The sequence below is a fragment of the Bacteroidales bacterium genome (genome assembly GCA_026418905.1).
In the GTDB taxonomy this organism is placed as follows: Bacteria; Bacteroidota; Bacteroidia; order Bacteroidales; family DTU049; genus JAOAAK01.
The window spans coordinates 1-22529 of the sequence record JAOAAK010000018.1; the positions used below are offsets into that span (position 1 = coordinate 1).

Consider the following 22529-nt stretch of genomic DNA (forward strand, 5'->3'; position numbering starts at 1 on the left):
AAAAATTAAGCTCTCCATCTGAGTCTCGTGGGAAATATATAGCCATTGCCCTGTGTCATTGAGATATAAAATAGGCTTGTTTTTCGCGATTTCATTTATGCCCACAGGGGTAGCTATGTATTTTACGTAAACAGCCACAGAATCAGATGGATTATCACTTACAAAAAACGTATATCGTATAGTGCTTACACCCAAATGACCCATCGGTTTGTATTCCCCCCAGAAACTATGATCGTCAGTAGTGTGAGCCGGGATTGTAATAGCATCGGGAGAAACATATACGGTCGGTATGTAACACTGCCCCCAGCAAAAAGTGTTTTCACTTCCAGGTACTATTTGAATTTCTGCTTTTTTAACTTTAACAGGAAGATTCTGATTGGTTTGGTTAGTGACATAAATATGAATTACAATAGTCGTATATAAGCCTGAATCACCATAGACTACTATTGTATCGTTCGGATTTAAGAGCCCTCCAGCGTAAGACAAAGAAAGACTTTGCTGAGCAAGCAAAGCCAAACTAATAAATATTCCTATGCTAGTGAATAAATTTTTCATCATTTTTTTTCAAATATATTTATTTATTTAAAAATGTATATTATCTTTGAAATGAAAACGAGAAACATATGAGAAATTTTATTGTAGTTGTAATTCTATCTTTTTTTTGTTTGAACCTCAAAGCTCAAACAATTGTCAGTACTCAACCTTCCAATAAAAACGTTATTCTTGAAGAGTTTACTGGGATCCACTGTCCTTATTGTCCAGATGGGCATAAAATAGCTAATCAATTAATGGCGAACAATCCAGGAAGGGTTTTCGCTATCAACATTCATCAGGGAACATATGCTGCTCCATCGAGTGGGGAACCCGATTATCGTACACCTTTTGGAGATGCACTGGCAAATCAATCCGGTTTAACAGGATATCCAGCAGGCACAATTAATCGTCATGTATTTACCAGTCCAACTCCTATGACCCCTGGAAAAACAGCCCAGAGTCGTGGAAACTGGACAAATTGTACTAATCAGATTCTAGCTATGCCCTCTCCTGTTAACATAGCCATTGACGTTTCGCTGAATTACCAAACTCGAGAATTAACTTTGTTGGTAGAAGTTTATTACACAGGTAACGCTGATAGCTCAACCAACAAATTAAATATTGCAATTTTGCAAGACTACGTAAAAGGACCTCAAGCTGGCTCAAGCTTAAATCCTTCTTATGTCACACCTGATGGACAATATTACCATATGCACATGCTTCGAACCTTCCTTACCGGTCAATGGGGCTGGACAATACCTCAAACAACCGCAGGTACTTTCTGGGATACTACTATCACTTATATAGTTCCAACTGCATATCATTCCATTCCTGTGGATCTTGGCAACTTAAAGGTAGTTGCATTTGTTTCCGAAGGAAAACAAGAAATATTGACTGGAACTGGTAAAAAAGTTCCCTCTCCACCATTAGATGCCTCCATCATTGGAATAACCAACGTATCTAGCCTTGCATGCGAAAGCACATTAAATCCGAAATTTCGTATTAAGAACGAAGGAACTGATACCATATATTTCTACGAAATTGAATACGGAATCAGAAATTTTTCTCAAAACACAATTCTTTACAACGATACAATACCACCTAATCAAACTCATATACTTGATTTACCTGGTTTTCAAGCGGCTAATGGTTATAATCCTATTTACGTAAAGGTAAATAATCCCAATGGTGGAATCGACGGACGAACTTTCAACAACGAGTATGAAATCAAAGTAACACGGTTCTTCCAGCAACTAACACCCCCCTATACCCAAAATTTTTCCAGTACAACTTTTCCACCAGTCAATATGAGTATTGAAGATGTGAATCAATGTGGCAGGCCATGGAAACGTTCATCTGCTGGTGGTGGATCTGCCTTAGTTGAATTTTATTACATTGAAGAAGGAAAAGAAAACAATTTATACCTCCCTTCTTTTAACTTTTCTAATTTACAACAAGTTGGTTTGGCTTTTAAGTTAGCTCATAGAATGTATAGTTCGGAATATATCGACAAACTTTACGTGGAAGTATCTACCGATTGTGGAAACTCATGGACTACCGTATGGTTTAAACAAGATCCAAATCTTGCCACTAACTCTTCACCATATACTAATGCATATACCAGTCCAGCCACCTCTGACTGGAGAGATGAATTTATCAATCTTTCCAATTATGCCGGGCAGTCTAATGTGCTCATTCGTTTTAGAGCAGTCAGCGGCTATGGCAATAATTTGTTTGTCGATAACATCAATGTCTCTGAAAACGTTTCTATTTTCGAATTAGGTAACATCCAAGTTGCTTTATATCCTAATCCTACTTCAGATAATCTTTCAATTCAATTTGATAACATCACCAACGAAAATATAAGAATACAGATTTACTCTGTAACGGGGAATGTAATTTTTGATAACACTTATTTTATCAGTGCATCTACCATATCTATTCCAGTCAAAGAACTACCCGAAGGAGTTTATTTTATAAACTTAATCTCTAGCCAGAATTTCACAACTAAAACTTTTGTGATTCAACGTTAAACTTTGTTTTCTATAACTAACTATATAGAGTTTTTAGCTAGCTTATTTAACTAAAGGAATTAGTTTTTTCTTCGTTAGGTAATAAAAGAATATTGCAACGATAGCACCAACAGTCATTCCTCCAATTACATCAAAAGGATAATGTTGGCCAAGATATATGCGACTATATCCGATGAGGAAAACATATAACAACAAGGTAAAGAAAAAAATTTTCTTTCTTCGAATTTGTCTCATTAACCATAAAAAAACATATGTTGCAAATGCTGTGCTATTAGCTGCATGTGATGAAATAAAGCCATATAATCCTCCACATTTATTATTGACCAGGTGAATATGTTCTTTTAAATTCAAGTTGTGACATGGCCTATAGCGCTGAAAAACGTTTTTAAACAAATGAACGGATGCTTGATCGGTTACAGTAATAAGGAAAATACCCCCTAATAAGATAATCCAACCGTGTCGAGGATATTTTTTAAATATCAACCAAATAAAAAACATATAAAAAGGAATCCATACATATTTATTGCTTACATACCAGAAGAAGACATCAGCCCACGAAGTATGATAACGATTAATCCATAAAAATAAAGTTATGTCTACATATTCTAGCCATTGAAGCATATTTATTCATTTAAGAGTTTCCACAAAGTATCTTTCAGCTGCATCAAACCTTCTCCAGTACGACTAGAAATAAACACCGGATTAAATTCAGATAATTCCAACTGCCACTTTCTTCTCTTGAAATTATCCAGCAAATCCGCTTTTGAAACAGCAATTAGTCTTTTTTTTAATAATAGAGATGGATTATACAAGTCAAGTTCGTTTAACAAAACATGGTAATGATGAATCGGATTTTCAAGATCTGCCGGGATGAGAAAAAGCAAAATACTATTTCTTTCAATATGGCGAAGAAAACGAAGACCCAAGCCCTTTCCTTCATGAGCTCCTTCTATAATACCAGGTATGTCGGCCATCACAAACGAAAAATAATCGCGATAAGGTACTACACCTAGCTGAGGAACAAGAGTCGTAAAAGGATAGTCAGCGATCTTAGGTTTTGCAGCTGAAAGTACAGAAAGCAAAGTAGATTTACCTGCATTAGGAAACCCTACCAACCCTACATCAGCAAGTAATTTGAGTTCGAAAACAAACCAACCTTCTTGTCCTTCTTCACCAGGCTGGGCAAAACGTGGAGTTCGTAAAACAGGACTTTTAAAAAAATCATTTCCTTTACCACCTCTACCTCCTGGCAACAAAATAAATTCTTCACCATCTTTATTAATTTCACCAACTAATTCATTGGTTTCTGCTTTTTTAACTACCGTACCAACGGGAACTTCAATGACTTTATCCTCTCCACTAGCACCTGCTTTTCTTGCGCCAGACCCTGACTCACCATCCCCAGCAATGATATGTTTGGTATATCGAAGATGAAAAAGAGTCCATAGTTGTGCATTACCACGGACAATTACGTGACCTCCTCTTCCACCATCACCTCCATCGGGTCCTCCGCGTGGATTTTTTCGTGTCCTGATAAAATGAACCGCTCCCGCTCCCCCTTTACCACTGCGGCAATAAATACGTATGTAATCAATGAAATTGCTTTCGCTCATACTCCTCTAGTTCCTCCTGAATATGACTGCTTATTTCAGCAAAAACCTCTTCGATAGTCTTGTTTCCATCTATTTCTTTTAAAATATTCTTTTTTCGATAATAATCAATAACTGGTTGCGTATGTGAATAATACACTAACAGTCGATTCTTCGCTACAAATTCATTGTCATCTTCTCGTCCTGATACCTGAGCTCTCTTAAGTATGCGTTGAATCAAAACTTCTTCAGGTACATCAATGGCCAATACGAGATGTATCTGGTACCCTTTTTTCTGAAATACTTTATCTAACATTATAGCTTGATAGAGAGTTCGAGGAAACCCATCAAAAATAATTCCTCTTACTTTTTCATGCTTTCGAGCAAATTTCCAAACTTCCTTTAATATCATATCATCCGGAACGAGAAGGCCCTGTTGGGTAAATTTGAGAAATTTTTGGCCCGCTACTGTACCTTTTCGTATTTCTTCGCGAATAAGATCACCAGTAGATAAATGAATAAAATGAAAATGCTCTTTAATAATTTGTGCCTGAGTCCCTTTACCACATCCTGGAGGACCTAACAAAACTAAATTAAACATCACTTAAGATTCTTAAATGTTTTGTTAATCATAACTCTCAAATCTTCAAAGACTTCTTCTTCACTTCTGCTTGCGTCGACGGTTTTAAGCAAATTACGCTTTTGGTAATATTCTCTGAGGACGGAAGTTCTCTCTTCAAATTCTTCCATACGGTGAATAATAATTTCCGTTGACATATCGTAAATTCGAGCATTAGGAGTTTTTGACCGTGCAGTAAGACGTTTAATGTTTAACAACGTTGGTGATTGAAACTCAATGACACAAGACACCTTACTACCAAGTTTTTGTAAAAAGCCATCCAAAATATAAGCTTGTGAAATGGTAAGAGGAAAACCTTTAAATATGAAACCCTTAGCTCCTGGATGTTTTTGAATCTTTCTTTCGATTAAACGAATAGCATATTCATCTGGAACAATATCACCTCGTTCGATATAAGGTTTAACAGCTCTTCCGATTGGAGTATCTTGTTGCATTTCCTCCCGCATGAGTTCTCCGGTCGAAATATACACAAGATTAAATTCCTGGGCAAGTTTCTTAGCTTGAGTCCCTTTCCCTGCACCGGGTGGACCAAACAAGATGATATTGACCCACACATTTTCTAGAACTTTTTGAATTACGCTTTCAATGCGAGAAAAAACTTCATCGATAGACCCAACTCCATTTAATTCATAAAACTTTCCCATCCCCTGATAAAAATCAGCCACTGGTGTAGTCTTTTTTTCATATTCATCCAAACGATGAAGTATCACGTCCATTTTATCGTCCGATCGTCCTTCTTTACGAGCACGTTCGAGCATACGCTCGATAAGCATTTCCCGTGGTACGGATAGAGAAATCATACAATTTAAAGTGGTATTCATACGCATGAGCAAGCCTTCTAAAATGTAAGCTTGTACTACCGTACGAGGAAAACCATCAAACAAAAAACCATTGGTTTCAAGATTAGTATCGATTTTGTTTTCCAAAAGTTGAACAATGATGTCATCGGAAACCAATTCGCCGCGTTCGATGATGGATTTTACTTTTTGGCCAATAAGGGTGTTGGCAGTCATTTCTTCACGAAGCATATCTCCCGTACTAACATATGTGAGATTGTACTTCTCAAGAATTTTGCGGGACTGCGTTCCCTTACCTGCGCCTGGAGGGCCAAATAATGCAATATTAATCATGACTTCATTAATTTAAAAATTCCACGTAAGTTTCTTCCTTTTTCATTATAATCTAATCCAAATCCTACAACAAAATCGGAAGGAATTGAAAACCCAACATAATCCAATTTGAAGTCGTAGAGAAAAGCATCAGGTTTAAAAAGCAATGCAGCTACACGTATTGAATGGACCCCCATTTCTAAGAACCTTTGCAGCAAATAATTGAGAGTATGACCCGTGTCAACAATATCCTCAACTATGATTAAATCTTTGTTTCTTAAATCTTTTTCTATAAATAATTTTTCTTGAATATTTTCTGTTGAACGTGTTCCCTGGTAGCTGGACAATTGGATAAATTCTACTTCACATTCACCTTCAAAATACCTGACCAATTCAGATCCGAAAAAAAATGCTCCTTTTAAGACAATAACAAATAGTGGGTTTTTTCCGGTATAATCATGATTTAATTGTTGAGCCATTTCTTTAATTTTGTGAAGAATGGCTTCGTATGAGATAAATTCTTCAAATATCAAATTTTCAATTCGTACAACTTGCATGATTTTGCAATTAAAAAACAAATATATAACAATTGAACTGAATCTAAAACTATTTGGCAAGAATAACGAATTCCGTTCTTCTGTTACGAGCTCTACCTTCTTCAGTGTTATTATCTGCTATTGGTTTCGAAAAACCATAACCTTTATAGCTCAGACGATTTGAAGAAATTCCATTTTCAATCAAATACTCATAAACTGCTTTAGCTCTATTTTCAGACAAAGTCTTGTTAAATTCTTCTGTTCCAATATTATCAGTATGACCTTGAATTTCAATCTTGATGGTGGGATTTTCATTTAAAAAAGCTACAAATTCGTCAAGAACTTTTTTAGAATCATCAGTCAACTCAAACGAATTATATTTAAAGTAAATGTTGTTGATGGTATAATGCATACCCACTTCTATGGGCTTCAACTCTGCTTGTAAATCTATTTTTTGTGGAGCTTCATTTTCAACAGTACTTACATAAAAACTTTCATACACATATTCTGGTTCTTTGACCGTTACTACAAATTTACTGTTAATAGGAAGAATGGCGACATATTGACCGGTTTCAATATCGACAGGTATCTGTTTAATTTCCTTATTTTCCAGGTTACGAATTTCAACTTTTGTGTTAGAAAAATCTTTTTCAGAATTTTGCTTTTGTACTTCGCCTTTAAGCATACTGATTTTCTGTGGTTTGACGCTTTCTGGTAATGGAAAATAATATAAATCCCAGCCACCCACTCCTTCTTTTTGGTTGTTGGAAACAAAAAAACCATATTTGCCATCGAAACTAACGAAAAAACCCGCATCATCTTCGCGAGTATTGATAGGATATCCTATGTTACGAGGAGTCTCCCACGAACCATCGGGTTTAAGTCTAGAATAAAAAATATCATAACCCCCTAAACCAGGCCATCCCTGTGAGCTAAAATAAAGTGTCTGGCTATCGGAATGAATAAAAGGGCTTTTCTCATTCGCAGAAGTATTGATATTACTACCTGCATTGACAGGTTTGCTCCATTTGCCATCTTCTTTTCTATGAGAGATATAAATATCGTAGCCCCCATATCCTCCTGGTCTATCTGAAACGAAAAACAACGTATTTCCATCTGCTGAAATCGAAGGTTGACTTTCCCAAAAGTCAGGTGTGTTGATCTCCTCTAGAGGTCTTAAATTATCCCAAAAACTGCCACTCTTATTGACCTCATATAGATCACAATTCGATTTCTTTTTTACTTTGTCATATGTGCAAATGGTAAAAACCATGGTTTTGTTGTCAAGTGTAATGGTTGCTCCCCCCTCATTTTGTGCTTTGTTAAACGGTTCAGGCAAGGCTTCACCCACCTCAAAATCAGGCTCTGTCCATTCTATTTTAGAGTCACCTCTGCGACGGCTGTAACAAAACTTTTCTCTTTCTTCAATCTCTTCACCCCATGCTAACACCTTTTTTTCCTTATAAACTCGTGTAAAAAAAGCCCATTCATTGTCCGGTGAAATGATAAAAAGGTATTCATCAGATGGTGTGCTAAGATTGGGTACAACTTTCGGTGAAAAGGGTACAGGATTTTTTAAGAGGTTAATAGCTAACTTGCAATGCTGCTCAACTTTTCGAGCTTCTTCGAGCAAGCTATCACGATGAGTTTCCTGTTCAAGCTTTATGAATTCTTGAATATTCTTGAGTGACTCCTCAAACTTACCTTGACCTAAATATATCTTACTTAAATGAAAATAACTTTCTGACATTGCTTCCGGACACAACTCTATAGATTTTTTAAAGTTTTTTTCAGCGGAATTTAAATTGGAAAATGTTTTGAAAACATCGATACAACCAAGATAAAAATACAATTTAGCATAATCTGAATTGTCTATTAGAAGTTCCTTAAACTGGCGTTGAGCCTCATCAAAAAGTTTATCAGCTCGGTCGGGTTGCTTGATTCTGTAACTCATAGCCATGTTGAAATATGAAACGGCCTCCTCAAATTGCTTTCTATATTTTTTTGATAATTTACCACATTCATCTTTTTGAGCCAGAAGAATCATGAGTTCGAAACATAACAACACCATCAAAAGAAACAACCTTTTCATGGAAAACCACAGTTTTAAAACAAAGATATAATTGATTCTTTAATGTTTTAAAAACTCTTTAATAAAATATTCCCAAGCTCTCAATTCTTCTCTAGCAGGATATTTTCGAAAAGAAACCTTCCTTCCATCCATAGACTGAAGTAAGTTAAACACATAGTTATGTAAATATGCAATCCCATTAAAATTAATTAAATCGATCTTATCACGTGTTGTATGATACACGGGTGGCAATCCTGTAGTGAAATATAAAAAAGGAATATGGCGTTGATAAAAACAGGCATGATCAGAAACATCCAAGGCGGCACCATATTTAGTTATAACATATTTTTTCTCGTTGAAAATGACAGTTTTCAAATCCATAGTATCCCAATATCTAGATGTAGACGTGCCGAAAATAAGAAAAGAATAACTGGAATCCCAGTTGAGTCTTCCCACCATATCGAAATTGAGATAAAAAGATATCCGATCAAAAGGATAGATGTTTATCTCACAAAAATGATTTGAGCCCAACAATCCTAATTCTTCTGCTCCCCAAAAAGCAAACAAGTAATTGTAATTTGATAAATTTCGTTCTTTAATAGTTCGAGCAAGTGTTAGAACAAGAGCACAACCAGAAGCATTATCATCAGCACCATTCATGATTTCGAAAAGAGAATCTTTTCCTACAAAACCGATGTGATCATAATGAGCGCCTATAATTACCGTATATTTAGCCTTATTATCAAGGTATGCAATTACGTTGGCAGATGATATAGAATCATTAATGTTAAACAATTGTAAGTATCGATCTGTGCCGGGAAGAGGGGGTATATTCATCGCTTCAAGTTCACGTATAATATAATTAGCCGCTTTTCTCTCATAGATGGTTCCAGGACTTCGGCCTCGAAGACTATCGTGAGCCAGCACTGATAAATGCCTTACAATATCCCTATAAACATTACTGTCTAGTGTAACTTCAACTTGTGAATAAGTCGTTAAAAAAACAAAAAGAAATAAAATCACGCCACTAAGGATATGAAATCCACTTAAGACCTTTCTCATGGGGAATTTCAATTAAAGAATATAAAAATTGATAGTCTTTTTCATTTTTTACAAAATCTATTCCCTTCATGTCAATTACTAAAATTGGAATATTTTGAATTTGTTTTAAAAGAGACAGATAACCTTGCTGTATGGATTCAAGATACGATTCAGAAATGTTTTGTTCGAATACTCTTCCACGTTGCAAAATTTGTTGCTTCAGTCTCGAAGGTGTAGTATAAAGATAAATGATCAAAGAAGGTTGAGGTACCTGTTGTGAAAGTATGAAAAAAAACTGCCTAAATACTTTTAGCTCATCAGAAGGAAGTGTATTTTCAGCAAAAACAAGTGACTTATAAAAACTATAGTCTGCTACCACAGATGGTTTAAACATATCGGGACGAAGCAATATTCTTTGCAACTGTTTGTAACGATTGGCTAAAAAAGACAATTCTAACGGAAAAGCGAACCTTTCAGGATCAGCATAAAATTTGGCCAAGAAAGGATTGTCCTCAAATTCTTCTAAAATAAGTCGAGCATTAAGTTGATGAGCAAATTTTTTCGCCAATGTAGTTTTTCCAGCTCCAATTCCCCCTTCAATAGTTATGTAAGTATAAATCATATTCACAAGCTTAATATCTCTGATTCTTTAACAACATGAGTATCTGGGCACATGGCAAGTAGTTCCCGAATTGTTTTTCTAAAAACAGGGTGAATGAATTGTGGAGCAATTTCATGCAGTGGAAGCAACACAAATTTACGTAAGTGAATGTATGGATGAGGAATAATAAGATTTCTTGATAAATATATCATATCATCGTAAAAAAGAATGTCAATATCCAATTCCCGATCGTCATAAACACCACACTTTAAGGAGTTTCTACCAGATTTTTGTTCAATTTTTTTAATTACATATAATAATTCAATCGGTGATAGGGTTGTCATCGTTCGACAACAATAATTGACAAAAGCCCTTCGAGAATCATATCCCCAAGGTTCAGTAATATATAGTCGACTACACCTTTTAATTCTTCCAACAAATTTACTGATAGATTGCCAAGAATTAGGTATGTTGACGTTAGGTTCGATGTTGGAGCCAATTGATAAAATTACATCATGATATTTTTTCATGTTCAAAATTAATGCTTTTTAATCAGTCATTTGATAAAAAAACTTTTTTCTTTTAATGAAATATAGCCACAATACTGATTTTCGAAAAACCATGTCAGGATAATGTTCAGAATTAAGATAGGATAAAGAAAATTTTTTCATCTTTCTTGCATCTTTTCTTGCTTTAATAATCTGTGTTGCGTGAACGAACTTGCCCTGAAAAACATACATCAAAAAAATAAGCATGTCAATGCACCATTTGATGAAAAAAATTTTTTTTTGTTCTCGCTGAGGTAAATTTTTGGAAAGCATTAACAAATTATTTCTAATATTGAGGTAAACTTTTCTCGGCGAGTTGTATGGAAGAGTTCCTCCCCCTACATGATAGACTATGCTATCAGGTATAAATCCTACTTTTTTCCCTCGAAGCCAAAATCTCCAGCATAGGTCAATTTCTTCTTGATGTGCAACAAAACGCTCATCAAATGCTCCAACCTCAAAAAAATCTTTTACTCTAATACACAACGCAGCCCCTGAAGCCCAGAAAATATCCACGTATTGATCATATTGTCCTCTGTCTTCTTCTACCGTCGAAAAAATCCGACCCCGACAAAAAGGAATTCCGTAACGATCCAACATGCCACCAGCAGCCCCAGCATATTCAAAGTAACTTTTTCGCTCATATGAAAGTATTTTAGGTTGACATGCAGCATAATCAGGATGGCCATTCATAAATTTTATCAATGGCTGTAACCAATTTTCAGCTGGTTCAATATCTGTGTTGAGTAATACAGCAAGTTCCTCTTTAACCTTTTTCAATCCACGATTGTAACCTCCGGCATAACCATAGTTTCTATCTAGTTCAATGACTTCGATCTCAGCAAAGCTACCCAGATATGTTAGGCTTTCATCTTGACTGCCGTTATCTATAACATAAATACATGCATTTTTAGATCTTTCTATGACAACAGGCAAAAATTTCTTCAGCCATTTGGCACCATTATAGTTAAGCAACACAACTGCAATTTGCATGGTTATTTTTTCCAGAGATAAAAATTTTTCATTTCATAAAATTGTACACTGGAGTTGACCCATCCTCCCTTGCCTACACGAATAAAATTAAAAGATGTCGACAAAAGTTTCGACTCATTTATCTTATCCATACAATCAAAGTAGCATTCGCCGTATTCTTTCATGATTTTCGTAAAAAATATAGCCATGTCATAACCTAAAAAAGCTTTTCTGCCAGGATCCGCACCGAACATATCCTGAAATTTCTTAACAAAAGAATTTACTTCATATTGATTGTAATCTATAAACTGAGAACTGAAAAAATGAATATTGAATTTTTCCATAATATCAAATTCAACAAACTCAAAATCCAGCCATGTAGGTAAGCCAAAGACTACAATCTGATATTTGTTATAAGATTCAAACATTTGCCTCAAAAATTCTTTCACAAAAAATTCGTTGTTAGCCATCAGTATAACCACATTCTCTTTTTGAGAGTTTAACTTAGAAAAAACTGCAGAATTGTGCATCTGATTCAAATTCACAGTAGTAATAGGGATCAAGCTCTGTTGAGCAAGTTCTTGAAATAATTTTCCTATTTCGACAATATTTTCATCTCCTTTATACGCAAAAATAATATTTGACTGGTTGTGATTGCTATCAAGATAGGATAAAAGAGCTTCAAATTGGAGATTTATGGGTGTCAAGAATTGAATCAAGTGAGAATTGTTTTCCGCTAATGTTTCATTACGATCAACATGACAAACCACAAAAAAAGTGTTTTTCAAGTAATCGTTTTCTAAAATCTTATCATTTTGCTCATGATTCAATAAGGAAATGACAAGATCTGACTTGTCAACAGATTTTTCTTTCAAAATTTCTAGTAAATTGAGAGTATCATTACCTAATGTTAAGACCTTAATCGTACACGAGTTATCAAAAGATGAAAAAGAATCCAAAGCAAGTCTAAATCCTTGATAAAATTCAACATACTCAAATTCAGCCGGTTTTTCCCAATCCTCGTTTTCTTTTGGAATAGGATAAGAGAAAGGTTTAGAAGGAAGCGGAAGTAAAATGGTGATTTTAAACTTTACTGGATGATGAACTTTTGTACATTTACACTTATCTTGTGTTTGTGTTGTTTTTTGATTTCCTAAGGGTACTTTTATCTTTTGCCCAATCCTGATTTGAGCATCAATCTCAGGATTTAATTTTTTAATTTCATCAACTGTTGTCTGGTATTTTCTAGCGATAGAAAACAACGTTTCTCCTTGAGAAACCTCGTGAAAAATAACTTCATTTTGTTGCTGAGCTTTTTCAGTTTGCTTTGTCGATTTGACATATCTAGGAGTTAAAAGTACTTGCCCATCTTTAAGAGCATTTTCGCTGACATCTGGATTAAGAGCTTCAAGAAATTGAACTGAAATATTATGCTGTTTTGCAATCTTGTAATATGTATCACCTTTTTTTACAGTGTAGTAATCGACTAAATAAATGTTATCTCCAGCAATTAAAACAGAACCCTTTGGAGGCGATATTACGGCAGGTATGAGAAGATTTTGACCCTCTTTGATATCTTTGTTCTGTAAATTATTTGTTCTTAAAATATCGTCTATTTTTACTCCATAACTTTTGGATATGCTGTAAAGGGTTTGCTTTTTCTGAACGATATGTTTGTAGAAAAGTTTCCCAGCAGCAAAAAAAAGTGTATCTGACATGGATACAACTCCCTGTGCCTGTATTAGATGACAAATAACTAATAAAAAAAATAAACATGAGAATTTTTTATTCATGAAAAATAATTTTTCAATTTTATTCCCATTCGATGGTGGAGGGTGGTTTTGAAGTGATGTCGTATACAACTCGATTAATCCCTTTTATTTCATTGACAATCCTTGTAGAAACTCTAGCAAGAAATTCGTTGGGTAAACGAGCCCAATCTGCTGTCATACCATCCCTTGATGTAACTGCACGCAAAGCAATAACTGATTCGTAAGTTCTCTCGTCACCCATCACTCCAACAGTCTGAACAGGTAAAAGTACGGCGAAAGCCTGCCAAACTTGATCGTACAATTCTTCTTTTTTAAGTTCATCTATAAAAATAGCATCAGCTTCTTGTAAAAGCTCGATTCTCTCTTTGGTTACTTCACCAATTATACGGATTGCTAATCCAGGCCCTGGAAAGGGATGTCGATTCAAAATACCATCAGGCAATCCAAGTTCTTTTCCTACTTTTCTAACTTCATCCTTAAAAAGATAACGAACCGGTTCAATAAGTTTAAGATTTATCCTAGATGGCAAGCCTCCAACGTTGTGATGACTTTTGATAGTTTGAGAAGGGCCTGCCACCGATACACTTTCGATCACATCAGGATAAATAGTACCTTGCACGAGAAAATCAACATCTTTGAGCTGTTTAGCTTCCCTCTCAAAAACTTCATAGAAAATACGACCAATGATTTTGCGTTTTTGTTCGGGATCGGTTATCCCATGAAGAGCCGATAAAAATTCATGACAGGCATCTACGCCCTTGACGTTAATACCTAGCGAATGATAAGTATTAAGAACACTATCAAACTCGTTCTTTCTCAATAGACCATTATTAACAAAGATGGAATGCAAGCGGTCCCCAATGGCTCTAGTAACCAGTGCAGCAACCACTGAACTATCTACCCCACCAGATAGGGCCATAACAGCATGTTTCCCATTGGTTTGTTGACGGATCTTTTGAATGGCATCTTCAATAAAAGAAGCAGGAGTCCAATCTCTCTTGCATTGACAAATGTTGAGAAAATTATGGATAAAGGTTTTGCCTTGGGAAGTATGATAAACCTCTGGATGAAACTGAACACCATAAATACGACGGGATGGGACTTCATAAGCAGCTACACGTATAGATTCTGTACTACTAAGCAAGCGAGCTTCTGGAGGTAGTTCAACAATGGTATCACTGTGACTCATCCATACCTGTGTTCCAGGCTCTATTCCATCAAAAAGTGGATGATCATAAGAAAATGTAGCAAGCCGTGCCCGGCCATATTCCCTCTTTTCACTTGCTTTTATTTTACCACCTAGTAAATAAGCCATCATCTGTGCTCCATAACAAATCCCCAATATGGGTACACTTGGAATTAAGCTTTCTAGTCTAATTATTGGAGCCTCAGAATCATTCACCGAATATGGACTTCCGCTTAAAATAATTCCTTTGATATTGTACCTAGATCTAAACTCATCATAATCGACATTCCACGGAAAAATCTCACAATATACACGATGTTCCCTAACAATCCGAGCTATGAGTTGAGTGTACTGGCTTCCAAAGTCTAGAATCAAAATAGCATCCATTACAATTTCAGTTTTTTCCTAATATCAGTTGGGATGACATCTTTATGAACCATGATATCTGTAGTTTTCATAAGAACAAACGTACGTGAAGCATAAAGATAACCTTTGTACTTACCTGTTTCAGCCCAACTATTTTTCACTTTGTAATACACGTTACCACGTTCATCTTTAGCTATACCTACAATATGCATGCCATGATCATCTGTGGTTTGGTAGTTATCGAACCATTTCTGACGTAATTCAACTGAAGGTTTCATTTCAGGAATGTATGTTTCAAAACTATACAGTTGCTTTCTTTTTTCTTCCTCGCTAAGTTTTTCCCATCTCTCGCGCTCAGAGCCAGTGAGATCCTCACGTTTTTCATCTGGTAAAATGGCCAATCCATTTTTCCAGCTAAAACTTTTTTCAGAAACATCGCTTGCCCATGCAACGGTATATCCTTTCTGCAAGGCGTTGTCAATAATTGTTGCTAAATCATTCAACGAAACATTGTAAACTATATCATGTAGCCAATTATCTGGCAGCTCAAACACAAAGCTGGTATAATAAGGATGATGAGTAAAAGAGGTGATTTCCACGTAATCATCCCAATTCAACCCCAAGCTTGCTGCAAAAGACTGTGGAGTATATTTTTTCCCTTTGTATTCAAATTCCTGAGGAACTTTTCCAAAATAAGCATCTAATATACCATTGAATCCGTTAATCCAGGCTGTGGATAGTTGTTGCCCCGGATTTTTCACAATTGCCTCAACATATGCTTTGAGCACTTCATCCAATTCTCTATGATCAAATTTATCCGTCCCGTAATTAAGACCGGGATAAATTTCTTCTGGAACAATTCCATATTTTTTAATAATAAAAATGACATCGTGAAAAGCACCACCAGCACCAAAATTAACTTTGCCTTGAAATCGGACATACCGAATAGCTTTTTCAAGATATGCGAATCGTATGATAAAAGCTTCCGACAGATTATATTCTCCTTTTCCAACTCTCAAAATCTCCGATTCAACAAAGGAAAGGCCTGAAAAGCTCCAACATGTTCCAGATTTATACTGATCCTTGATGGAAGTATGAGCCAAAACTTTTTCGTCTTTAATAACATAAACAGAATCTTTACCTTGAGAAAGACCTATCAACGTGTGGGTCAAAATAACCAACAAAGAAAATAAACACTTTTTCATAAGTTTTTTTGCAAAAATAGAAAAATCTACTTGAAACCTGCTTGGAAAGAAAACGTTTTCTATATGATTACAAGCTTAATAGTAAAAAAATAGTATAAACTATTTCTGGTTTTCTTCTTGTGGTTGAGCAAACCATTCTTTGATTTTCTTTCCATTGCTATCAAACATGATTTTTCTGATAATTTTTCCCTGATCATCATAATACACCCATTGACCCACCTTCCTCACATCCTGATAATAACCAGTAAAGCATATATTGCCATTGGGATAATATTCAATAATTTTACCATCAGGTCTCCCTTCCTTAAACATTTGCTCGCGTAAAAGTGCACCGTATTTATCGTAAAACTTCCACTTGCCTGTTTTAAGGCCATTTTCATAAAAGCCTTCTTCGACAGGCTTGCCTGTTTCTCCATATTCAACACAATATCCATGTTTTACTCCATCCTTATAATTCCTTTCATACAATAAACTTCCATCAGGAAGATAAAACTTATCAAAACCATTTCTCAAACCTTGTTTATAATTAGTCTCATATTTTAATTTTCCATCAGGGTAATAGCCTTTCCATGGTCCATCCATTTGGCCATTTTTAAAATAACCATCGTTTTCAATTTTTCCGTTTCTGTACCAGCTCTGCCAATGCCCTTCTTCTCGATCGTTTACGAAACTTCCTTCACGTTGCTTTTCGCCTGTTTCATACCATGCTGTCCAAACCCCCTCTCGTTTTCCCATCACATAATTCCCTTCTCTCCATTTTTCACCTGTTTCATAATAGTACGTCCATTTTCCATCCAGCAATCCATTTTTAAAATAACCTATGCTACCCAATTTACCAGTGGGATGATAAAAACGCCATAAACTATCATGCTTATCCATTTTCATCTTTCCTTCCATTTCCACTTTTCCATTCTCATACCACCACGTAGCCCATCCGTGTAAGGAATCCAAATGGTAAACTCCCTCGAAACGTTTCTGTCCTTCCCGATACCATTCTTGGCTTTTCCCTTCTCTCATTCCTTCGATATAAAAAGTACGTTCCTTTAGCTTACCATTGCTGTAGAAAGCTTCGTAAAGGCCATTCTTTTTTCCGTTCACGTGGGTATATTTTTCTGCCACTTGACCATTTTCGTACCACGAAACACAAGGTCCATTTTCCATGGAAATTTCTTTCCATGGTTTCCCTGATTCGTAGAAATATTTCCATGTTCCTATTTTCTTACCTTTCTCATATTGACCGATAATGGCCACCTGCCCACTACTGTGAAAAATTTTATAAACACCATGCAAAGTGTCGTTAAGGTAGTTAGCCTCTTCTATTTTATTACCAAGTTTGTCATACTGAACATACAAGCCATTACGTTTTCCATTTTTAACTGTCCACTCTTCAATTTTAACACCAGCAGTGTCGTAGATTTCAACTGGTCCGTTTTCCATGCTAATTTTTTTCCAGAGTCTCCCATTAGGGTACCAGTAATTCCATTCGCCTACTTTTTCTCCTTCCAAGTAAAATTGTACAGCCTGAGCTTTTCCATTTTCATAAAAATATTCCCACATTCCATCCATTTTCCCGTTTTTCACGTAACCTTTAAATTCGATCTGAGATGGATAAGTATAATAAGCTATAACTTCTCCGTTTTCTTTTGCTTCTATCTTATATAGCATTCCGGAAGGGTAATAGAATTTCCAAATGCCTGATTCTTTTCCAAACTGGTATTGTCCTTCCGCTTTAAGAACACCAGTTTCATAAAAATACTCATATTTCCCATGACGTATACTATCAGATGTCATTTGATATTTCATTCTGATTTGTCCTGAAGGATATTTCTCAATGCAAGTAATTAATTTCTGTGAATGTAAATAATCAGCGATGGTAATGAAACAAATGAGAACGTAAAACTTTTTCATAAAATCAGTTTGGAACAAAAATAATTCTTTATTTGACCACGAATTAAATAATCATGCCAGCACCAACAGTTTCATTTGTCAGTTCGTCTACGAGTATAATGCTTCCTGTATTTCGATTAATGCGATATTTATCATAAAACAAAGGTTGTGTGGTTCGGATGGAAACTCGGGCAACTTCATTCAAACCAATGTTTTTATCTTCCAGATTCCTGTGAAGTGTATTGATATCTACCTTGTATTTTATATCCCTAATCATGCATCTCATCTGGCGAGTAGTATGAAACAAAACATATTTTCCATTCGAGCGAAGAGGTTTTTCATTAAACCAAACAAGCATCACATCAAAATCTTGTCCGATGGTGGGGACGTTGTTTTCGCGCACCAACATATCGCCTCTGCTTATATCAAGTTCATCCTCAAGTAAAATTGTGACACTCATGGGTGGAAAGGCCTCTTGCACCGATCCGTCGTATGTTTCAATGGCTTTGATACGAGTCGAGAAGCCTGAAGGTAAAGCCATAACCGTATCACCAGGTTTAAAAATACCGCCAGCTACTCTTCCAGCATAACCACGATAATCATGATATTCATTAGAAAAAGGTCTTATTACGTACTGAACTGGAAAGCGACAATTCACTAGATCTTGATCAGATGCAATATGAATAGTTTCAAGCAAGTACATTAAAGTTGGTCCTTCATACCACGGCATATTCTTCGATCTTTCCACAATATTATCACCATGCAAAGCTGAAATGGGCACATAGCGAATGTCGGAAACTTCAAGCTTTGAACTAAAATTCTTGAAATCCTCAATAATTTGTTCAAAAACATCCTTGCTATAATCCACAAGATCCATTTTGTTAACGCATAAAACAATATGAGGAATTTTAAGCAAAGAAGCTATAAAAGCATGACGCTTGGTTTGCTCAAGAATGCCTTTGCGAGCATCAACAAGGATGAGTGCTAAATTAGCAGTCGAAGCTCCTGTAACCATGTTCCGTGTATATTGTATGTGTCCAGGAGTATCAGCAATGATGAATTTTCTTCGTGGAGTGGAAAAATAGCGATAGGCCACATCTATGGTAATTCCTTGCTCACGTTCTGCCCTTAGGCCATCTAGTAACAAAGCTAAATTGACATATTCTTCGCCGCGTCGTTCGCTGGCTTGTTTGACTGCAAGATACTGATCCTCGAAAATAGCTTTGGAATCGTAAAGCAGACGACCTATCAACGTGCTTTTCCCATCATCGACACTACCAGCTGTTGTGAAACGCAATAGCTCCATGCGATAATATTGGTCAGGATTGAATTTGTTTTCCATACATTATGAATTAAAAATAACCTTCTCGTTTTCTATCTTCCATGGCAGTTTCGGAACGCTTATCATCTGCTCTGTTACCACGTTCAGTCACGCGAGAAGTTGCTACTTCAAGGATGATATCTTCTAACGTATTAGCTTCGGAAAGTACAACTCCAGTACAGGTCATATCTCCGATGGTACGACAACGAACACGTTTTTTTTCTATTTTTTCATTAGGTTTTAGTGCCATAAAAGATGCATACGCCAGCCAAACACCATCACGATAAAAAACATCTCGTTCGTGACTGAAATAAAGAGACGGAATTTCGATATTTTCACGGTGAATGTACATCCATACATCGAGTTCTGTCCAATTCGAAAGGGGGAAGACTCTGAAATGTTCGCCAGGCTTTTTACGAGTGTTAAATAAATTCCAAAGTTCAGGGCGTTGATTTTTTGGATCCCATTGACCGAATATGTCGCGATGACTAAAAAAACGTTCCTTTGCACGTGCCTTTTCTTCATCCCTTCTTGCACCACCTAACAAAGCATCAAATTTGTACTTTTCAATGGTGTCGAGTAAGGTAATCGTTTGAATGTAATTCCGTGTGGCTCCTGGACCGGTTTCATCTACTGCCTTTCCTTCTCTAATTGTTTCTTCAACACTTCCCACTATGAGCTTAACACCCAGCTTTTTTATTAAGTTATCTCTAAATTCAATAGTTTCAGGGAAATTATGGCCTGTATCTATATGCACAAAAGTAAATGGTATTTTAGCCGGCCAAAATGCTTTCTTAGCAAGATGAGCCATCACGATGGAATCTTTCCCACCCGAAAAAAGCAATCCCGGATTTTCAAATTGAGCAGCCACCTCACGCATAACATAAATGGCTTCAGCTTCTAGCTCTTGCAGATGATTCAAAATATATCTCATACAACTTTCATTAAAATTTTATGCGAGGTAATATTCTTTCCATTAAATAACGAGTACATTTTTTGATGTTCCAAAGATCTGTCCGTACTTCAATGTCTGGTTTTACCGGTGGTTCATACGGTGAATCCATACCCGTTAAATCCTTAATCAAGCCTAATCTATATTTTTTATACAATTCCTTTACATCTCGCATTTCGCAAATTTCGATCGGACAATTCACATAAACTTCAATAAAGCGGTCAGGCCCAATGATCGATTTGGCCAATTGCCTCATTTCTTCCGTTGGGGTAATAAAGGCACACAAAACAACTAAACCCGAATCCAGAAACATTTTAGTAACTTCCGCAATTCGCCGTATGTTTTCTTTTCTATCCTCCAGTGTAAAACCCAAATCATTGTTTAAACCTTTTCGAACAACATCACCATCAAATACTTTAGTGAAATAACCCTTTCTTAAAATAATTTTATTCAAGTTTTCGACCAGTGTAGTTTTTCCGCTACTGGGAAGACCCGTAAACCAAATGGCAATTGGACGTTGTTTTACTAGAAAGCGTCGTCGGTTACGGCGAATAAAAGCATTAAAATCCGTCCAAAGAAGAGGATTTTCGTATTTTTCAATTTTAGTCCTTCGAAAAAATAACTTCACTTTTTTTGCAAAATTAGAAAAAGATGAAGAAAGATGTATTCATGATCTTCCTTGTCTTCTGGGCCAACTTGCAATGCTGTAAATAACTGAGCTCACCAATTCAGAAAATCTGGTACAGACATATGATGTAAAAAACCCATTACAATAAACATCTTATTTTTACCATAAAGAAAATCACTGTGTTTATTGCAAACCCCAACATAAAACCTAAAAGGATAGTTCTTTAGACTAATTTTTCTCATCCAGTAGGTAGCAAATGTCAAAACTTTTGCATGATTTCCTTGAGCAATATGGTTTCCATAATAAGAAACTGGAATGTTATAACCAAGCCAACCATCACTGGTAGGCTGAAGTATATTCTGGCCAACATGAGTATTTGAAGCATCTAAGCCAATCCTAACGAGCGAAATACCAGATACCCAAGCGTTCTTTCGCCAAGCATAACCAAGCCAGGAAATAGCTTCGAAAAAATTCGCACCCAATGGATGAGCAACAGGTTGATTTTGATGCGAAAAACTCAATTCTGGAAATGAATGGCTGTATGTATATGGTCGAGCTATATTGACTTCCATTAACAAACCTAACCCCTTCATTCCGAATAAAGAAAACGATTTCATTCCCATCTGTAAAGCTTGCTTATTTACCCATGCCCCTGTATGAATGGTGGTATCATTGGGGTGAAACAAATATCTTAGCTCATTTTTGTATTCAGATATATAAAATTCATCCAATACCACCTGCATGTAAAAAGAATAGCTTTTCCATCTAAACTGAAGGAGTCCCGCCATGAACATATTAGCTGGTGACCCCATTGAATAATCGATAGGTCTGAGGAAGGCAAATGGTTGAAGATATGTTAGTTCGATCGCTCCCATGTTCCTTAATTTGGATACAGACCACGTGGCTGACTCGTAAAAACCCAAACTTAGCCACTTCCATGGCCTCCACCGAACATATTGGATCACCGTAAATTTGTGCCTAAGCGTGTCCCACAAGTTTTGTTGCCAATAAGCCAAAGAAAAATCGAACAATAAATTCCTCAAACGCACTCCTAAGTTAGCCCATGGATATAAAGGTGATTGACGAGAAGGAAGAAATGATCTGTAACCATCTCCGTAATGCCTATGCCCGTAACACAAACCCGAAAAAAAATACCGTAAAAAAGTTACATTAAACTGAAACAATGGCCGGAAATAAATTTTTTCCTTTCCTCCTATTACCATGCCTCCACCTAACGGATAATCTGAATGAATGTAATACGGCCTCGTTCGAGGATATTCGTACAAAATGTACGGCTCGAGATTAAAATTAAGCTTACCTAATTGCTTGGAGTAACTTATACCTGATGCCATCTGATATCTTACACGATTAGGACGAAAGAGAAAAGATTCGCCCAAGTTGACTTTGAATGTATCTCTCGTGCTTTGTTTTACTGATAAATCAAGACTATCTGACAAGGAAAAATCATTTTTTTGAAAGAGTTGTCCTTGCAAAAGAAAAGTACAGAGGATACTTACCCAAACCAAAATAAACTTCAT

20 protein-coding genes are annotated in these 22529 nt (G+C 36.0%); 1 reads left to right on the plus strand and 19 read right to left on the minus strand.

Annotation, left to right across the window (positions count from 1 at the left end):
• The coding region (locus N2Z72_03745; protein ID MCX7696792.1) for a hypothetical protein at nt 1-555 on the minus strand (555 nt) is incomplete at its 3' end.
• Between the two features lie 68 nt (nt 556-623).
• Here N2Z72_03745 and N2Z72_03750 point away from each other — a divergent pair.
• Complete coding sequence (locus tag N2Z72_03750) at nt 624-2567, plus strand: Omp28-related outer membrane protein (GenBank protein ID MCX7696793.1); 1944 nt, start codon at nt 624-626, stop codon at nt 2565-2567.
• A 42-nt stretch (nt 2568-2609) separates the two neighbouring features.
• Here the strand turns inward: N2Z72_03750 and N2Z72_03755 are convergent, their stop codons facing one another.
• The 18 genes from N2Z72_03755 to N2Z72_03840 all read right to left on the minus strand — a co-directional run bounded on the left by N2Z72_03755 (nt 2610) and on the right by N2Z72_03840 (nt 22529).
• Nucleotides 2610-3188 (minus strand): phosphatase PAP2 family protein, encoded by a 579-nt coding sequence (locus tag N2Z72_03755; protein MCX7696794.1) that lies wholly within the window; start codon nt 3186-3188, stop codon nt 2610-2612.
• Between the two features lie 2 nt (nt 3189-3190).
• Complete coding sequence (obgE, locus tag N2Z72_03760) at nt 3191-4180, minus strand: GTPase ObgE (GenBank protein MCX7696795.1); 990 nt, start codon at nt 4178-4180, stop codon at nt 3191-3193.
• Nucleotides 4158-4757 carry an adenylate kinase gene (locus N2Z72_03765; protein ID MCX7696796.1) on the minus strand — a complete coding sequence of 200 codons (600 nt, stop codon included), beginning with the start codon at nt 4755-4757 and terminating at the stop codon, nt 4158-4160. The genes obgE and N2Z72_03765 overlap by 23 nt, the downstream gene beginning before the upstream one ends.
• On the minus strand, nt 4757-5926 hold the full coding sequence (locus N2Z72_03770) for an adenylate kinase (protein MCX7696797.1): 1170 nt from the start codon (nt 5924-5926) through the stop codon (nt 4757-4759). Before N2Z72_03770 ends, N2Z72_03765 begins: the two co-directional genes overlap by 1 nt.
• Complete coding sequence (gene hpt / locus N2Z72_03775) at nt 5923-6462, minus strand: hypoxanthine phosphoribosyltransferase (GenBank protein ID MCX7696798.1); 540 nt, start codon at nt 6460-6462, stop codon at nt 5923-5925. The genes N2Z72_03770 and hpt overlap by 4 nt, the downstream gene beginning before the upstream one ends.
• Before the next feature lie 49 nt (nt 6463-6511).
• Complete coding sequence (locus N2Z72_03780; GenBank protein MCX7696799.1) at nt 6512-8533, minus strand: OmpA family protein; 2022 nt, start codon at nt 8531-8533, stop codon at nt 6512-6514.
• Between the two features lie 39 nt (nt 8534-8572).
• A complete protein-coding gene (locus N2Z72_03785; protein ID MCX7696800.1) occupies nt 8573-9574 on the minus strand; it encodes a M28 family peptidase in 1002 nt (333 codons plus the stop codon).
• Nucleotides 9540-10175, minus strand: coding sequence for a deoxynucleoside kinase (locus N2Z72_03790; GenBank protein ID MCX7696801.1), 636 nt, complete (start codon nt 10173-10175; stop codon nt 9540-9542). The genes N2Z72_03785 and N2Z72_03790 overlap by 35 nt, the downstream gene beginning before the upstream one ends.
• A 2-nt stretch (nt 10176-10177) precedes the next feature.
• Nucleotides 10178-10684: a 2-amino-4-hydroxy-6-hydroxymethyldihydropteridine diphosphokinase gene (folK, locus tag N2Z72_03795; protein MCX7696802.1), complete on the minus strand. Its 507-nt coding sequence runs from the start codon at nt 10682-10684 to the stop codon at nt 10178-10180.
• An 18-nt stretch (nt 10685-10702) separates the two neighbouring features.
• A complete protein-coding gene (locus tag N2Z72_03800; protein ID MCX7696803.1) occupies nt 10703-11695 on the minus strand; it encodes a glycosyltransferase family 2 protein in 993 nt (330 codons plus the stop codon).
• 2 nt (nt 11696-11697) lie between these two features.
• Nucleotides 11698-13467, minus strand: a complete 1770-nt coding sequence (locus N2Z72_03805; protein ID MCX7696804.1) for a LysM peptidoglycan-binding domain-containing protein — start codon at nt 13465-13467, stop codon at nt 11698-11700.
• 19 nt (nt 13468-13486) lie between these two features.
• Nucleotides 13487-15019, minus strand: coding sequence for a glutamine-hydrolyzing GMP synthase (gene guaA / locus N2Z72_03810; protein ID MCX7696805.1), 1533 nt, complete (start codon nt 15017-15019; stop codon nt 13487-13489).
• Nucleotides 15019-16203, minus strand: a complete 1185-nt coding sequence (locus N2Z72_03815; protein ID MCX7696806.1) for an aminopeptidase — start codon at nt 16201-16203, stop codon at nt 15019-15021. Before N2Z72_03815 ends, guaA begins: the two co-directional genes overlap by 1 nt.
• A 99-nt stretch (nt 16204-16302) precedes the next feature.
• On the minus strand, nt 16303-18111 hold the full coding sequence (locus N2Z72_03820) for a hypothetical protein (protein ID MCX7696807.1): 1809 nt from the start codon (nt 18109-18111) through the stop codon (nt 16303-16305).
• A gap of 43 nt (nt 18112-18154) precedes the next feature.
• Nucleotides 18155-19432 (minus strand): sulfate adenylyltransferase subunit CysN, encoded by a 1278-nt coding sequence (gene cysN / locus N2Z72_03825; protein ID MCX7696808.1) that lies wholly within the window; start codon nt 19430-19432, stop codon nt 18155-18157.
• A gap of 10 nt (nt 19433-19442) precedes the next feature.
• On the minus strand, nt 19443-20345 hold the full coding sequence (gene cysD / locus N2Z72_03830) for a sulfate adenylyltransferase subunit CysD (protein MCX7696809.1): 903 nt from the start codon (nt 20343-20345) through the stop codon (nt 19443-19445).
• A gap of 10 nt (nt 20346-20355) precedes the next feature.
• The gene (cysC, locus tag N2Z72_03835) at nt 20356-20991 is read right to left on the minus strand and encodes an adenylyl-sulfate kinase (GenBank protein ID MCX7696810.1); all 636 of its coding nucleotides are present in this window, start codon (nt 20989-20991) and stop codon (nt 20356-20358) included.
• A gap of 92 nt (nt 20992-21083) precedes the next feature.
• A complete protein-coding gene (locus N2Z72_03840) occupies nt 21084-22529 on the minus strand; it encodes a hypothetical protein (GenBank protein MCX7696811.1) in 1446 nt (481 codons plus the stop codon).

Coding starts and splice junctions, on each gene's coding strand:
- N2Z72_03790 (MCX7696801.1), bottom strand. CDS start 10,175: ATGATTTATACTTACATAACTATTGAAGGGGGAATTGGAGCTGGAAAA.
- guaA (MCX7696805.1), bottom strand. CDS start 15,019: ATGGATGCTATTTTGATTCTAGACTTTGGAAGCCAGTACACTCAACTC.
- obgE (MCX7696795.1), bottom strand. CDS start 4,180: ATGAGCGAAAGCAATTTCATTGATTACATACGTATTTATTGCCGCAGT.
- N2Z72_03755 (MCX7696794.1), bottom strand. CDS start 3,188: ATGCTTCAATGGCTAGAATATGTAGACATAACTTTATTTTTATGGATT.
- N2Z72_03815 (MCX7696806.1), bottom strand. CDS start 16,203: ATGAAAAAGTGTTTATTTTCTTTGTTGGTTATTTTGACCCACACGTTG.
- N2Z72_03750 (MCX7696793.1), top strand. CDS start 624: ATGAGAAATTTTATTGTAGTTGTAATTCTATCTTTTTTTTGTTTGAAC.
- N2Z72_03765 (MCX7696796.1), bottom strand. CDS start 4,757: ATGTTTAATTTAGTTTTGTTAGGTCCTCCAGGATGTGGTAAAGGGACT.
- folK (MCX7696802.1), bottom strand. CDS start 10,684: ATGAAAAAATATCATGATGTAATTTTATCAATTGGCTCCAACATCGAA.
- cysD (MCX7696809.1), bottom strand. CDS start 20,345: ATGAGATATATTTTGAATCATCTGCAAGAGCTAGAAGCTGAAGCCATT.
- hpt (MCX7696798.1), bottom strand. CDS start 6,462: ATGCAAGTTGTACGAATTGAAAATTTGATATTTGAAGAATTTATCTCA.
- N2Z72_03840 (MCX7696811.1), bottom strand. CDS start 22,529: ATGAAGTTTATTTTGGTTTGGGTAAGTATCCTCTGTACTTTTCTTTTG.
- N2Z72_03805 (MCX7696804.1), bottom strand. CDS start 13,467: ATGAATAAAAAATTCTCATGTTTATTTTTTTTATTAGTTATTTGTCAT.
- cysN (MCX7696808.1), bottom strand. CDS start 19,432: ATGGAAAACAAATTCAATCCTGACCAATATTATCGCATGGAGCTATTG.
- N2Z72_03800 (MCX7696803.1), bottom strand. CDS start 11,695: ATGCAAATTGCAGTTGTGTTGCTTAACTATAATGGTGCCAAATGGCTG.
- N2Z72_03820 (MCX7696807.1), bottom strand. CDS start 18,111: ATGAAAAAGTTTTACGTTCTCATTTGTTTCATTACCATCGCTGATTAT.
- N2Z72_03785 (MCX7696800.1), bottom strand. CDS start 9,574: ATGAGAAAGGTCTTAAGTGGATTTCATATCCTTAGTGGCGTGATTTTA.
- N2Z72_03770 (MCX7696797.1), bottom strand. CDS start 5,926: ATGATTAATATTGCATTATTTGGCCCTCCAGGCGCAGGTAAGGGAACG.
- N2Z72_03780 (MCX7696799.1), bottom strand. CDS start 8,533: ATGAAAAGGTTGTTTCTTTTGATGGTGTTGTTATGTTTCGAACTCATG.